The 14,611-nt window shown below is 66.8% G+C and carries 11 protein-coding genes and 1 pseudogene; 7 read left to right on the plus strand and 5 right to left on the minus strand.

Annotation, left to right across the window (positions count from 1 at the left end; all coding sequences use genetic code 11):
• Window positions 1-94, plus strand: a pseudogene (locus tag AB1A62_RS18390) (integrase); the annotation flags it as partial.
• A 128-nt stretch (window positions 95-222) separates the two neighbouring features.
• Window positions 223-2,763: an AMP-binding protein gene (locus AB1A62_RS18395; RefSeq protein WP_366662934.1), complete on the plus strand. Its 2,541-nt coding sequence runs from the start codon at window positions 223-225 to the stop codon at window positions 2,761-2,763.
• Here AB1A62_RS18395 and AB1A62_RS18400 read toward each other — a convergent pair.
• From AB1A62_RS18400 to AB1A62_RS18410, 3 genes are all read right to left on the minus strand, one after another.
• Window positions 2,760-3,968: a pyridoxal phosphate-dependent aminotransferase gene (locus AB1A62_RS18400; protein WP_366662935.1), complete on the minus strand. Its 1,209-nt coding sequence runs from the start codon at window positions 3,966-3,968 to the stop codon at window positions 2,760-2,762. The two genes, AB1A62_RS18395 and AB1A62_RS18400, sit on opposite strands and share 4 nt — an antisense overlap.
• 238 nt (window positions 3,969-4,206) lie before the next feature.
• Window positions 4,207-5,094, minus strand: coding sequence for a LysR substrate-binding domain-containing protein (locus AB1A62_RS18405; RefSeq protein WP_366662936.1), 888 nt, complete (start codon window positions 5,092-5,094; stop codon window positions 4,207-4,209).
• Window position 5,095: 1 nt separating this feature from the next.
• A complete protein-coding gene (locus tag AB1A62_RS18410) occupies window positions 5,096-6,001 on the minus strand; it encodes a LysR substrate-binding domain-containing protein (RefSeq protein WP_366662937.1) in 906 nt (301 codons plus the stop codon).
• A gap of 138 nt (window positions 6,002-6,139) precedes the next feature.
• Here AB1A62_RS18410 and AB1A62_RS18415 point away from each other — a divergent pair, with 138 nt between their 5' ends.
• A complete protein-coding gene (locus AB1A62_RS18415) occupies window positions 6,140-7,642 on the plus strand; it encodes an aldehyde dehydrogenase family protein (RefSeq protein WP_366662938.1) in 1,503 nt (500 codons plus the stop codon).
• Window positions 7,632-8,903 carry an FAD-binding oxidoreductase gene (locus AB1A62_RS18420; protein ID WP_366662939.1) on the plus strand — a complete coding sequence of 424 codons (1,272 nt, stop codon included), beginning with the start codon at window positions 7,632-7,634 and terminating at the stop codon, window positions 8,901-8,903. Before AB1A62_RS18415 ends, AB1A62_RS18420 begins: the two co-directional genes overlap by 11 nt.
• A 30-nt stretch (window positions 8,904-8,933) precedes the next feature.
• Here AB1A62_RS18420 and AB1A62_RS18425 read toward each other — a convergent pair whose 3' ends face one another.
• Window positions 8,934-10,094, minus strand: coding sequence for a zinc ABC transporter substrate-binding protein (locus AB1A62_RS18425; RefSeq protein ID WP_366662940.1), 1,161 nt, complete (start codon window positions 10,092-10,094; stop codon window positions 8,934-8,936).
• A gap of 101 nt (window positions 10,095-10,195) precedes the next feature.
• On the opposite strand from AB1A62_RS18425, the gene AB1A62_RS18430 reads away from it, so the two are divergent.
• Genes AB1A62_RS18430 through AB1A62_RS18440 form a run of 3 tightly spaced genes read left to right on the plus strand, consistent with a single transcriptional unit; the run spans window position 10,196 to window position 12,236 of the window.
• Window positions 10,196-10,678, plus strand: a complete 483-nt coding sequence (locus AB1A62_RS18430; protein ID WP_366662942.1) for a transcriptional repressor — start codon at window positions 10,196-10,198, stop codon at window positions 10,676-10,678.
• Complete coding sequence (locus AB1A62_RS18435; RefSeq protein ID WP_366662943.1) at window positions 10,675-11,433, plus strand: ATP-binding cassette domain-containing protein; 759 nt, start codon at window positions 10,675-10,677, stop codon at window positions 11,431-11,433. The genes AB1A62_RS18430 and AB1A62_RS18435 overlap by 4 nt, the downstream gene beginning before the upstream one ends.
• Window positions 11,430-12,236 carry a metal ABC transporter permease gene (locus tag AB1A62_RS18440; RefSeq protein WP_366662944.1) on the plus strand — a complete coding sequence of 269 codons (807 nt, stop codon included), beginning with the start codon at window positions 11,430-11,432 and terminating at the stop codon, window positions 12,234-12,236. The genes AB1A62_RS18435 and AB1A62_RS18440 overlap by 4 nt, the downstream gene beginning before the upstream one ends.
• Window positions 12,237-12,309: 73 nt before the next feature.
• Here AB1A62_RS18440 and AB1A62_RS18445 read toward each other — a convergent pair whose 3' ends face one another.
• The gene (locus AB1A62_RS18445; RefSeq protein WP_366662945.1) at window positions 12,310-14,595 is read right to left on the minus strand and encodes a response regulator; all 2,286 of its coding nucleotides are present in this window, start codon (window positions 14,593-14,595) and stop codon (window positions 12,310-12,312) included.
• Window positions 14,596-14,611 lie beyond the last annotated feature (16 nt).

Below are 14,611 nucleotides of genomic sequence, written 5' to 3' on the forward strand. Positions count from 1 at the left end.
GATTTGCGACCGCTTAAACGACACACCTAGAAAATGCCTCGGGTGGCGCACACCGGCTGAAGCGTTCAGGGACGAACTCATGAAACTGAGATAGCAGGAAACGTCGCAACGACCCTTGAGCCTTCAGCTCCTGCTTGCTCGAAAAAGACGGCAACAAGCCGCCTGGCAATAATTGACAAAATTAGTAAATTATAATACCCGCCGCGCTCGAAGGAGTTGCGGATGTTTTTTGACCTGGCCAAATTGCGCGCGTTCGGCGCCCGTCCTTGCCTGATTTCGGCGGACGGAACGGAGCTGACCTATGCAGCCTTGGCGGGTGCTGCCGAACAGTTTGCCCGCCAATTGCCGCAGGGCCGACGGCTGATTGCGGTGGAGACGGCAGGCGATCCGCAAGCCATTACAGCCTATCTCGGCGCGCTGGCTGCAGGCCATGCCGTGATGCCGCTGCCCGCCGGGGATGAGGACACCGCCGAAAGCCTGACAGACCGTTTCCGCCCTGCCGCCAGCTTCCGCTGCATCGGCGGCACCTGGCAGCTGCTGACCCATTCGCATGAACCGGCGGAGATCCACCCGGACCTCGCCCTGCTGCTGCAAACCTCCGGCAGCACCGGCCACGGCCGCGGCGTGCGCCTGTCCGCCAATGCCCTGGACAGCAACGCCTGCGCCATTGCCGAGTACCTGGAGATCCAGCCGCAAGACCGCGCCGCGCTGATCCTGCCGCTGCATTATTCCTACGGCCTGTCGGTGCTGCACTCGCATCTCGCCGCCGGTGCCAGCCTTTGGCTGACACCCGGCTCGGTTCTGGATGCAGGCTTCGCCGATATGCTGGCGGCCTCCGGCGCCACCAGCCTGGCCGGCGTGCCGCATCACTTCCGGCTGCTGGACAGCGCGGGCCTGTCCCAGGCGCTGCCGGAAAGCCTCAAGACCCTTACCGTTGCGGGCGGCGCGATGGAGGCGGAACACGTCCGCAACTGGGCCGCCCGGATGCAGGCCCGTGCCGGCCGGTTCTTCGTCATGTACGGTCAGACCGAGGCCACCGCGCGGATCAGCTACCTGCCGCCTGAACAGGCTTTGGAACATTCCGGTTCCGCAGGCCGCGCCATCCCTGGCGGCCAATTGCTGCTGCGCGATGCAGGCGGCAACGCAGTCACCGCGCCCGAAGGCGAAGGCGAGCTGGTCTACCGGGGCCCGAACGTGATGATGGGCTATGCCGAAGACTGCGCCGATCTGGCCAAAGGTGCGGAGCTTTCTGAACTTGCCACCGGTGACCTTGCCCGGCGCGATGCAAACGGGCTCTATCACATCACCGGGCGGCTCTCACGCATGTCCAAGATCGCGGGCCTGCGCATCGGCCATGACGCCATCGAGCGTGCCCTGGCCGCCCAGGGGCATGAAGCTGCGGTCTGGGGCGATGACACCCGCATCTCCATCGCCATCTGCGGGCCGGAGGATGGCATCGCCGCGCTGGCCGCCCAGCTGACCGGCGTCGGCCAGCAGCATTTCACGGTGCTGCCGCGCACATCCCTGCCGCGCCGCGCCAACGGCAAGGTCGACTACCCGGCGCTCAAGGCGCAATCCGCCAAGCCCAAGCCCGCCAAGGGCGTTCTGGCCGCCTTCCAGGCCGCCTTTGCCCCGCAGACTGTGGGCCGCAACGACAGTTTTGCCTCGCTCGGCGGCGACTCGCTGCGCCATGTGGAGCTGTCGCTGGCGCTGGACGAAGCCTTGGGCGGCGCCCCGGCAGGCTGGGAAGAGATGCCGATCAAGGATCTGGAGCAGGCCGCCCCGGCGCCTGCCGCCAGCCTGCCCTTTGATCTGGTGGCCCGGGTGGTCGCCATCCTGGCGGTAGTGGTGGCGCATCAGACCTTCTGGCCGGTCTTCGGCGGTGCCGCGGCGATGGTGATCCTGATGGGGATGAGCGTTGCAGGCTTCCGCTGGGAGGCGCTGAAGTCCGGCGATATGCGCAGTTTCTTCAAACCCGTGGCAGCGGTGCTGATCCCCTATTACCTGATCCTCGCAGGCTATGCCGTGGCATGGGAGCAGGTGCCCTGGGCCTCGCTCTTGCTGGCCGGCAATTTTGCCCTGACCACCCCTGAAACCCATTTGATGCTGCCGTATTTGTACTGGTTCATCGAGGCTTATCTGCAGATAACCCTGCTGGTGGCGCTGCCGTTTGCCTTGCCGCCGGTGCGGCACTGGCTGGTGCAGCAGGGCGCCTACCGCGCGGGCCTCTGCTTCCTGGCGTTTGCCGTTGCCATCCGCCTGATTGCACCGGAAGTCTGGCAGATCGGCGGCCGGGCGCAGTTCACCGTGCCGTGGGTGTTCTACCTGTTTGCCCTGGGCTGGTGCATCACCGCCGCCAGCACGCTGGGGCAGCGGCTGCTGGTGCTGGCAGCGGCCTGCGTGATCATGCCAGCAGCCGCCTATCTCGGCGGCAACTGGTACGGCGGCTGGATCAAATACATGTGGCTGCTGGCGCTGATTGCCGGGCTGCTGTTCATCACCCGCCTGCCGGTGCCGCGGTTTGCCGCCCGGCCGCTGATGCGGCTGGCGCAGGCCGCCTTCCCGATCTACCTGCTGCACCGCTTCGTGCCGGAGCTTCTGATGCCGGTGATCGGGATGGAGGGCCGCAGCCCGCTGAACGATGCGCTGGCGATCTTCGGCGGCATCGCCCTGGGTCTTGCTGCGGCCGCCCTGCAGCGCCAGCTGGTGCAGGCTTGGTCCGGCGCCAGGAGCCGGCGCCAGCCGTCAATGGCGCAGGCCTAGGTCAGTGCCGCCACCGCCCGGCCGATCCGGGTCAGCGCCTCGCGCAGCTCCGCCTCGGAGGTGGCATAGGAAATCCGGAAATAGGGCGAGATGCCAAAGGCGCGGCCCGGCACCACCGCCACATGATGCTGGTCCAGCAGATAGGCGCAAAAATCCGCGTCCGTTTCCAGCACCCTGCCCTCCGGTGTGCGCTTGCCCAGGAGCCCTGCGCAATTGGCGAATGTGTAAAACGCCCCCTCCGGCACCGGGCAGGTGATCCCTTCCATGCCGTTCAGTGCCTCCACCACCAGATCGCGCCGCATCTGGAAACTCGCCCGCCGCGCCGCCAGCACCTCCTGCGGGCCGTTCAGCGCCGCCGCCGCGGCTGCCTGCGAAATCGACGAGGGATGCGAGGTCGATTGCGACTGCACCACCTTCATCGCATCAATCAGCGCCTTCGGCCCGCCCGCATAGCCCAGCCGCCAGCCGGTCATCGCATAGGCCTTGGAAACGCCGTTGACGGTCAGCACCCGGTCCTTCAGCCGCGGCTCCACTTGCGCCGGCGTTGCGAATTCAAAGCCGCCATAGGTGATGTGCTCATACATGTCATCGGCCATCAGCCAGACATCCGGATGCCGCAGCAGCACGTCCAGCAGCGGCCGGTAGTCCGCAGCGCTATACCCTGCCCCTGCCGGGTTCGAGGGCGAGTTCAGCAGCAGCCAGCGGGTGCGCGGGGTGATCGCTGCCTCCAGCTTCTCCGCCGTCAGCCGGAAACCTGTGCCGTCCCCGCAAGGCACCAGCACCGGCTCGCCGCCGGCAATGCGGATGATATCGGAATAGGAGGTCCAATAAGGTGTCGGCACAATCACCTCATCGCCGGGGTTGAGGCTGGCCATGAAGGCATCGAACAGGATTTCCTTGGCCCCGGTGCCCGCGATGATTTCATCCAGCGCATAGTCCAGCCCGTTGTCGCGCTTGAACTTCGCCTGCACCGCCTGCCGCAGCGCCAGCGTGCCGCCAAGCGGAGTGTACTTCGTCTCCCCCGCCCGCATCGCCACCGCGGCGGCCTCCTTTATGTGGTCTGGCGTGTCGAAATCCGGCTCGCCTGCGCCCAGGATGATCACCGGCGCGCCCTGGCGCTTCATCTCCGCCGCCTTGGCGCCGATGGTGAGGATTTCGGAGACCTCAAGCGGGTCAAGACGGCGGGCGCGGCGGAATTCGGCCATGGCGGAGGCTCCCTGTTGATTTTGCTTCGCCAGCTTGCAGCATCCGTGCGGGTGGGAAAACTAACCGGTTTCGACGGCACCCATTCCTGCCGGTCATGGCTAGAAGATCAAAACGGAGGGCAGCGCCCGTTCCGCACGGGGAGGGCGTGAAGCGCCCGCCGCCGTTTTGCCGGAGGCAAACCTTCGGTTTGACGGGGGCGGGACGGGCTCTGCCCGGCCTTCGGCCAGGCAATAGCTCTCATTCCGGCCTGGTCCGCAATTGCTTGCGCATCCAGCTTTCCAGCTTCTGCACTGCCTCCGGCACCGGCCCGTGCGGGCGCACCAGGTAGTAGCGCTTGCGCGACACCAGCTCCGGCCCCGGGATCCGCAGCAGATCGCCGGCCGCGATTTCCCGCGCCACCATGTCATAAGGCACAATCGCCGCCCCCAGTCCCGCCGCCGCAGCCGCAATCACCATCGAGTGCTGGTCGAAGTAACGCCCGTCCTGCCGCGGCGCGCCCGCCAGCCCGGCGCGCTCGAACCACTCCGCCCAGGACCCGGCACGGCTTTCCAGATGCAGCAGCGGCGCCTGTGCCAAATTGGCCGCCAGCTCCAGCTGATGGGCGGCATAGAACCCCGGCGCGCAGACCGGCACCATCTCCTCGCCGAACAGCGGCGCCATATGGGTGCCGGGCCAGTTGTCGAGCCCGTAATGCACCGCCAGGTCAAAGTTTTCGCGGGCAAAGTCAAACGGCTCCAGCCGGGTGGAGAAGCTCAGCTCCACCTTCGGGTGGCGCTCAAAGAAATCCGGCAGCCGCGGGATCAGCCACAGGTTGGCAAAGGCCGGCAGCACCGCGATCCGCAGGGCGGACCGCCCGGCCCCTGCGGCAGCGGCCTTTTGCAAGGTCGCCCGCAGCCCCGCCAGATCCAGCTCCAGATCGGCCGCCAGCCCCTGCCCCGCCGGCGTCAGCACCACGCCGCGGCCCGCGCGCTGAAACAGGTCGAAGCCAAGGTCCGCCTCCAGCTCCTTCACCTTCTTGCTGACGGCGCTCTGGGTCAGCCCCAGCTCCTCGCCCGCGGCGGTGAAGCTCTGGTGCCGCGCGGCGCTTTCGAAACAGCGCAGATGTGTCAGGCTTGGCAGGCGCATCTCAATCCTCCTCCAGCTGCATCAGCAGCCATTCGCGGAACTTGATCAGCGGATATTCCTCCGCGTGGTCCGCGGGCCAGACCAGGAAATATTCGCCCAGGCTCACCGCAGCCCCCTCCATCGCCAGCGCCAGCCGCCCTTGCGCAATCTCGTTCTCTGCCAGGAAATCCGGAAGCAGCGCCACCCCCAGCCCATGCACCGCCCCCTGCGTCATGGCGGAGGACTGGTCAAACAGCATCCCCCGCAGCTTGGCCGCCGGCACATCATGCAAATGAAACCACTGCTCCCAGCAATCGGGATGGGTCTCCAGATGCAAGAGCGGATAGTCCAGCAGTTCCGCCGGGCTGGCCACCGGCCCGTCCATCAGCCCCGGCGCGCAGACAGGCAGCACGTGTTTCGGCATCAGGGGCAGATACTCCACCCCCGGCCAGTCCCGGGTGCCATAGTGGATCGCCGCCTGCGCGGTACCCGCGTCAAAGCTGAACGGCAGATTGTGGGTGTGCAGGTTCACCGTGATCCCGGGATGCGAGGCGGCAAACTCCTTGAGCCGCGGCGCCAGCCAATGGAGGCCAAAGGACGGCAGGATCGACAGGGTAAAGCTGCCACCGTCCGGATTAGCCCGCAGCTTGACAGAGGCCTGCGCCAGCCGGGTCAGGATCGCCCTCGCCTCCTTGGCAAAACCCGTCCCCGCCGGCGTCAGCTGCATCCGCATCTGGTCGCGGGCAATCAGGTCCACTCCCATCTGCTCCTCCAGCTGCTTCAGCTGGCGGCTGATGGCGCTTTGCGTCAGCGACAGGTCCTCCGCCGCGGCAGAGGCGCTGCCGAGCCGGTCCACCGCCTCCAGCGCCAGCAGAGAGGGGATCGAGGGCAAAAAACGGCGCGGCGCAATCATATGATCATAACTCATGGCTGCAGGATTTACTTTCATTAGCAATCCGGCCCTCCAGGTGCAATTTCTATATCAGACCTACGCCCGGCGGGACTTCGCGGGAAACCACCCTAAAGTTTTCCTCATGCCCTGCCCTCGCACCGAAAGGACGCTGACATGCCCCATTCCGACATCCTCGCCGCTGCCGGCCTGACCCAAGCCGAGCTGAACGGCGGCAGCCTGACTGTCACCACCCCGGTGGACGGCAGCGAAATCGCCCGCCTGAAAACCCACAGCGCGGCGGAGGCCGAAGCACAGATCGCCGCCGCCAAATCCGCCTTCAAATCCTGGCGCCTGGTGCCTGCCCCGCGCCGCGGCGAGCTGGTGCGACTGCTGGGCGACGAGCTGCGTAAGGAAAAGGAAAACCTGGGCCGCCTCGTCACCCTGGAATGCGGCAAGATCTACCAGGAGGGTCTGGGCGAAGTGCAGGAGATGATCGACATCTGCGACTTCGCGGTGGGCCTGTCGCGCCAGCTCTACGGTCTCACCATCGCGTCTGAGCGCCCCGGCCACGCGATGCGCGAGAGCTGGCACCCGATGGGCACCTGCGGCATCATCACCGCCTTCAACTTCCCGGTTGCGCCGTGGTGCTGGAACGCGGCGCTGGCGCTGGTCTGCGGCGATCCGGTGATCTGGAAACCGTCCGAGAAAACCCCGCTCACCGCGCTGGCGGTGCAGAAGATATGCGAACGCGCCATGGCGGCCTTTGGCGAGGACGCGCCCGAGGGCCTGATCCAGGTGCTGATCGGCGAGCGTGATCTGGGCGAGGCGCTGACTGCCTCCAAGGATGTCGCCATCATCTCCGCCACCGGCTCGGTGCCGATGGGCAAGGCGGTTGCGGCCGATATGTCGAAACGCCTGGGCCGCACCATTCTGGAACTGGGCGGCAACAACGCGATGATCGTGGCGCCGTCGGCCGATCTGGAAATGGCCCTGCGCGCCATCGTGTTCTCCGCCGTCGGCACCGCCGGCCAGCGCTGCACTTCCCTTCGCCGCCTGATCGTGCATGAAGACATCTATGACGCGCTGATCCCGCGCCTGATCAAGGCCTACGAGGGCCTGCCCATCGGCGACCCGCTGGCCGAGGGCACCCTGGTCGGCCCGCTGATCGACCGCCACGCCATGGATTCGATGCTGCGGGCGCTGGAGCGCGCCCAGGGCGAAGGCGGCACCGTGCACGGCGGCGCCCGCGCCCTGACGGACAGCTTCGCCAACGCGGCCTATATGCATCCCGCAATCGTCGAGATGCCCGCGCAGACGGAGATCATGCACACCGAAACCTTCGCCCCGATCCTCTATGTGGTGAAATACGCGGGTCTCGACCAAGCCATTGAAATGCAGAACGAAGTGCCCCAGGGCCTTTCCTCCTGCATCTTCTCCACCGACGTGCGCGAAACCGAATATTTCCTCTCGGCAGCGGGCTCCGACTGCGGTATTGCCAACGTGAACATCGGCCCCTCCGGCGCTGAAATCGGCGGCGCGTTCGGGGGCGAGAAGGAGACGGGCGGCGGCCGCGAAAGCGGCTCAGACGCTTGGAAAGGGTACATGCGCCGGCAGACCAACACCGTGAACTATTCGCGCGAGCTGCCGCTTGCTCAGGGGATCAAGTTTGACATCTGATCTGGCGTCCTGCCTCTGGCACCAAACCTGCCAGGAAAACCCAGCCTTCCCGGAACTCACCGGGGAGGCTGAGGCTGATCTGGCGGTGATCGGCGGCGGCTATACCGGCTGCTCCGCCGCGCTTAAAGCCGCGGAACTGGGCGCCTCGGTCCGCCTGATCGAGGCGGACGTGATCGGCTGCGGCGGCTCCGGCCGCAACGTGGGGCTGGCCAATGCGGGCCTCTGGCTGCCGCCCGACGACATCAACGCCGCGCTGGGGCCGGAAACCGGCAGCCGCCTCTCCTCCCTGCTGGCGGGCGCCCCCGGGATGGTGTTCTCGCTGATCGAAAAACACGCCATCCAATGCGAACCGGAGCGCAGCGGCACCCTGCATTGCGCCCATGCGCCCGGCGGCCTGAAAGACCTGCAGCGGCGCCACGACCAGCTCACCGCCATCGGCGCGCCGGTGGAACTGCTGTCGCGCGAGGAAGCCGTCCGGCGCACCGGGTCCGAGGCGGTGCATGGCGCCCTGTTCGATCCGCGCGCCGGGACCATTCAGCCGCTGGCCTATGTGCGCGGCCTCGCCCGCGCCGCCGCGGCAGCGGGCGCGCTGCTGCACAGCGGCACACCTGCCACCGGCATTACCCGCAGCGGCAGCAGCTGGCAGGTCAGCACCCCCAAGGGCAGCCTCCGCGCCAGGCATCTGATCATGGCCACCAATGCCTACGCCCGTGAAATCACCGGCTATGACGCGCCGCAGGTGATCCCGGTGCATTACTTCCAGGCCGCCACCGATCCGCTGCCCGCGCCCCTGCTGGAGAAAATCCTGCCGGGCAAGGAAGGCTGCTGGGACACCGCGCTGGTGATGTCGTCGTGGCGGCTGGATCGGGCGGGTCGGCTGGTGATCGGCGGCATGGGCGCGCTCAACCATATCGGCAGCTCTCTGCACCGCAGCTGGCTGCCCCGCAAGCTGGCCGCGCTATACCCCGAATTGCAGGACATGCAGCTGCACAGCCACTGGCACGGCCGCATCGCCATGACCACCGAGCACCTGCCTAAGATCCTGGATCTGGACGGCGGCTTGGCCTGTTTCGGCTATTCCGGCCGCGGCATCGGTCCCGGCACCCTGTTCGGGACCGCCATGGCAGAGGCGCTGCTGAGCGGCGACCGATCCCGCCTGCCGGTGCCGCCGGTGCGCGATCACGCGATCCCCTTTGCGGGCCTGCGCAGCGCCTATTACGAGACCGGCGCCACGCTCACCCATCTGATCAGCGACAGATGAAAAAGGCAGACCGAATGGCCCGCCCCTCTCTCACTCGCAACCGGCAATCGCCGCACCGATCTCCTGCAGCAGCTCCGGATAGAACTGCGGCCCCGGCGCCAGTTCGGCGCCCAGCGGGTCCAGCACCGCGGTACCCGCACCGGTACCGTCCAGCACCGTGGCGACCAGCCCCGGGTTGAATTGCGGCTCGGAGAACACGCAGGTCACCTTCAGGTCCGCCACCACGTCACGCACCTCCGCAACCCGCGCCGGGCTCGGTTTGGCGGCGTCGCTGATCGAAATCGCACCCGCTGCATTCAGGCCAAAACCGCGCTCGAAATACTGATAGGCATCGTGGAACACGATGAACTGCTTGGCCCGGAACGGTTCCAGCTTGGCTGAGATGCTGGCCACAGCCTCTGCAATCTCCTGCTTGCCGGCTTCGGCATTGGCCTTGTAGGCGGCAGCATTGTCCGGGTCATGCTCTGCCAGTTCTTCGGCGATCACATCCAGCCAGGCCTGGGCATTGGCCGGCAGCAGCCAGGCATGCGGATCGGCGCCCTCGTGGTGATGCCCATGCGCATCCGCGTGATCCTCATGCCCCTCATGTTCGCCGTGCCCGCCTTCTTCGGCATGCTCTGCATGATCATGGCCCTCATGATCCTCGTGGCCATCATGGCCTTCAGCGTGTTCTTCATGCCCGTGGCCTTCGTGATCATCATGGCCCGCATGCGCATCTGCTTCGGCATGCTCCGCGTGACCGTGGTCACCGTGGCCGTCATGATCTGCATGATCCTCATGCCCGCTGTGGTCATCGTGATCGCCGTGCTCCGCGTGACCATCATGCGCATGCGCCTCGAACCGGGCGCCTTCACGGAACGGCAGAACCGTGGTGCCTTCACTTTCCAGCAGCTCGATCCGGTGCGAATCGCCGGCCAGTTCCGCCAGCGGGCCTTCCAGCCAAGGGGTCAGAGCTTCCCCCAGCCAGAACACCACATCCGCCTGATCCAGCGCCCGCGCCTCAGAGGGGCGCATCGAATAGCCATGCGGCGAGGCGCCCGGCGGCACCACCAGGGCCGGCTCGCCCAGCCCCTGCATCACCCGCGCCACCAGACCGTGCACCGGCGCAATATCCGCCGCCACCTTGGGCACCTCTGCCCAGGCCGCCCCGGTTCCTGCCAAAAGCGCCGCAACCGCAACCGCGTTCCGCATGTCATCCTCCGATGTAACTTTATAACATTCGCCCGGGTTGATAAACGTCATAACATTACATATCAAGAGCCAATCCCGCCCGTGCCCGGAGACCTCGCCCCATGGATTCCATCGGATTCGAACCGCATGATCACAGCAGCTGCATTCACGACGGCATTGCAGCAGTGGATACCTATTGCCGGAGCAACGGGCTGCAGTTCACCCCCGTGCGCCGCCGGGTGCTGGAGATCCTGCTGCAGGAGCACCGCGCCCTGGGAGCTTACGAAATCCTCGACCGGCTGCGCGAAGAGGGCCTCGGCTCGCAGCCGCCCGTTGCCTACCGGGCGCTGGATTTCCTGGTGAAAAACGGCTTCGCCCACAAGATCGAGCGGCTCAATGCCTTCATCGCCTGTACCCACCCGGGCGAGAGCCACGCGCCGGTGTTCCTGATCTGCCGTGCCTGCGACGCGGTGGCGGAAGCGCAGCGCGAGCCGACGCAGGGCCAGCTCGGCCAGGCCGCCCGCGACGCCGGTTTCATGATTGAGCGCACGGTGATCGAGGCTGAGGGCCTCTGCCCGAAATGCCAAGAGAAGCCCGCCGCATGAGCAGCCTGATCTCCCTGGACGGCCTCACGGTCGCGCATGGCGGCAACACGGTTTTGTCCGGCGTCAGCCTGTCCATCGCCCCCGGCGAGATCGTCACCGTGGTCGGCCCCAACGGCTCCGGCAAGTCCACCCTCCTGCGCAGTGTGATCGGCGCGCAAAAGCCCTCGCGCGGCACTGTCCGGCGCGCCCCCGGGCTGCGGATCGGCTATGTGCCGCAGAAGCTGCACATCGACCCCACCCTGCCGCTGACTGTGCGCCGTTTCCTCAGCCTGCCGGACCGGGTGTCCGACGCCCGCGCCGCTGAGGCGCTGGAGCAGGCCGGCGCCGGCGGTCTGGCGGCGCGGCAGATGTCCGGCCTGTCGGGCGGCCAGTTCCAGCGGGTGCTGCTGGCGCGCGCGCTGCTCAGCAATCCTCAGCTGCTGATCCTGGACGAAGCCACCCAAGGCCTGGATCAGCCCGGCTCCGCCGCCTTTTACCAGCGCATTGAAAAGGTCCGGCAGGAGCTTGGCTGTGCGGTGCTGATGGTCAGCCACGAGCTGCATGTGGTGATGGCGGCCTCCGACCGGGTGATCTGCCTCAATGGCCATGTCTGCTGCGAGGGCGCGCCGGAGCATGTCGCCTCCGCCCCCGAATACCGCGCCCTGTTCGGCACCGGCACCCAGGGCGCCCTGGCGCTGTACCGGCATGAGCACAATCACAGCCATGATCACGACTGCGCCCATGATCACGGACATCATCACGAGGCCGCCGAATGACCCTGCTGGACGATTTCCTGATCCGTGCCGCGCTGGCGGGCATCGGCGTGGCGCTGGCTGCGGCGCCCCTGGGCTGTTTCGTGGTCTGGCGCCGGATGGCCTATTTCGGCGACGCCACCGCCCATGCGTCGATCCTCGGCGTGGCGCTGGCGCTCAGCTTTGATGTCTCGGTCTTTGCCGGCGTGCTGGCGACCGCGCTGGCGATGGCCACGACCGTCTCGGCGCTGGCCGGGCGCGGCTATGCGATGGACACGCTTCTGGGGGTGCTGGCGCATTCCTCCCTCGCCTTCGGCCTGGTTGCCGTCTCCTTCCTGCAAGGGGTGCGGATCGATCTGATGGCCTATCTGTTCGGCGATATTCTGGCGGTGGGGCGCGGCGATCTTGCCGTCATCTGGGGCGGTGCGGTGCTGGTTCTGGCGCTGCTGTGGTGGCGCTGGTCAGCGCTGCTGACCGCCACCCTGAACCCGGACCTGGCCCATGCCGCCGGCATCGACCCCCGGCGCGAGCAGATGGTGCTGACCATCGCGCTGGCGCTGGTGGTGGCGGTGGCGATCAAAGTGGTGGGCGTGCTGCTGATTGCCGCGATGCTGCTGATCCCGGCCGCCGCCGCCCGCGCCTTTGCCGCGACGCCTGAACGGATGGCAGTCATTGCCGCGCTGCTGGGCATGCTGGCCGCCACCGGCGGGCTGCAGCTGGCCTTTGCGCTGGATACGCCTGCAGGCCCCAGCATCGTCTGCCTGGCAGCCGGGCTGTTTGCCGCGTCCAGCCTGACCGGGCTGCTGTTTCACCGCCGCCGCGGCTGACCGCCCGCCGGAAGAACGCAGCAGGCGTTTTCCATCAGTCCGCTCGAAGCTCCCTGCGCCCGCGGCCGGCCTGTCAACTGCCGGTGCGCTGCAGGTCCGGGGTGCCGGTCCACTTGCTGATCGCCTCGGTCAGCGCCTTCTTGTTGATCGGCTTGCTCAGGAAATCATCCATCCCCGCCTGCAGGCACTTTTCCCGGTGGGTTTGCAGCGCATTGGCGGTGAGCGCCACAATCGGGCATTTGCCGCTGCCGCTATCCGCCTCGATCCGGCGCATTTCGGCGGTGGCCTCCAGCCCGTCCATCTCCGGCATCATCATGTCCATCAGCACGATATCCGGCCGGGCGTCCTGGAACTGCGCAACCGCCTCGATGCCGTTCCTGGCAATTCTGATGTCCAGCTGCGCGTCCTTCAGCATCTTGGTAACCACCAGCTGATTGGTGCGGTTGTCCTCCGCCAGCAGCAGTTTCAGGCGGCGGCCCGGCACTTCAATACCGTGCTTCCGCCCGGCATCAGCCTCCGCCTGCCCCGGCGGCAGGCTCAGCACCCGGTCGAGCACCTGCCGCAGCTGCACTGCCCGTACCGGTTTCAGCGCGAATTCGCAGGCGCCGATCGCCTCGCAATCGGCCCGGGTCAGCGCGTGCTCCACCGACGACAGGATGACCAGCGGCACAGATTCAAACCCCGGCATCGCCCGGATCCGCGCCGCCAGGGCGCGCCCGTCCATGGCCGGCATCTGGAAATCGAGAATGACAAAGTCGAACCGGCGCCCGTCCAGCTGCGCATCGGCCAGGATTTCCAGCCCCTCATGCGCCGAGGCCGCCAGCGAGCACGACACGCCCCAGGCGCTCAGCCGTTCCGACAGGATCACCCGGTTCAGCTCCAGGTCGTCCACCAGCAGACAGTGCAGCCCGGCAAAGTTCTGCGGGCTGCGCTGCGGCGCTGCCGCCGACGCGCTGCCGGGCCGCAGCGGCAGCGTGATGGTGAAGACCGATCCTTCGCCCGGCGCCGATTCCACCTGCACTGATCCGCCCATCAGCGACAGCAGCCGGGACGAGATCGCCAGCCCCAGGCCAGTGCCTTCGAAATTCCGGGTGGCGGCGTTGTCGGCCTGTTCGAAAGCGCGGAAGATCTTGCCGATGCGATCCGGCTCGATGCCGATCCCGGTGTCGCGCACCTGCAGCTTCAGCAGGTGACTGCCCGACTCCTGCGCCTCCCCGGTCACCTCGATGTAGACATATCCTTCGCGGGTGAATTTCACCGCATTGCCGGCCACATTGGTGATCACCTGGCGGATCCGGCCAGCATCGCCCTCGAAGATTTCGGGCAAAGCCGGATCGTAGCGCATGGTGATCTCCACCCCCTTCTCCGCCGCCTTCGGCGACAGCAGGGTCACCACGTCCTCAACCGCGGTCTGAAGATTGAAGGGGGCGATGCTGAACTCGACCTTGCCGGCCTCGATCTTGGAGAAGTTCAGGATATCATTGATAATCGTCAGCAGCGCCGAACCGGACTTGGCAATGGTCCCGGCATACATCCTCTGGTCATCGTCCAGATCGGTGTCCTGCAGCAGCTCCGCCATGCCGATCACCCCGTTCATCGGGGTGCGGATCTCATGGCTCATATTGGCAAGGAATTCCGACTTCGCCCGGTTGGCGATATCCGCCGCTTCGCGGGCCTGCTCCATCGCAAACTCGCGCTCGTCGCGCTCGGCAAAGGTCTCCTCCAGCACCCCGACCGAGAAATCCAGCGCCCGGAACTCGCGGGAGGCGTACCAGGGCAGCCTTTGCGCCGGGCTGCGCAGGCCGGAAATCGCATCCGACATCCGCTTGTGGATCATCTGCAGCGGACGCAGCGCCAGCCCATGCACCAGCAGCAGCACCATGAGCGACAGCACCAGCACCGGGACCACCGTCCAGATGATGATCTGGCGGACCGAAGCGGCGACCAGCGCCTCGCCGTCCCGGGTCGACCATTCGACCACCATGGTGCCGAAGACAGCCCCCTCCAGCTCGATCGGGCGCTCATACATCACCCGGCCGCCTTCGGGCGGCGCACCGGACGCTTCGGCCGAGGCCAGCAGTTTGCCTGCCGGGCTCCGGATCTGGATGGAGACGATTTGCGGCTTGCGGGTGACCGCCTCGATCAGGCCGGTTTCCAGCACCGGCACATCCTCGACAATGATCGATTCCAGCATCAGCCCGCTCAGCAGCGACACCGTGAGGTCCGCCTGCTCGGCCAGCTGCTCTTCCAGCCGCCGCGCCTCCTGGCGCTGCGCCAGATCGCCGACCACAAAGCCGACCGCCGAAGCCGCCAGCAGCAGAGACAGCACGATCTGGAAAAGGATGCTTGTACGTTTCATGGTGTCAACGCGGCGC

Origin of the sequence: Leisingera sp. JC11 (assembly GCF_040704725.1) — a bacterium.
Lineage (GTDB): Bacteria > Pseudomonadota > Alphaproteobacteria > Rhodobacterales > Rhodobacteraceae > Leisingera.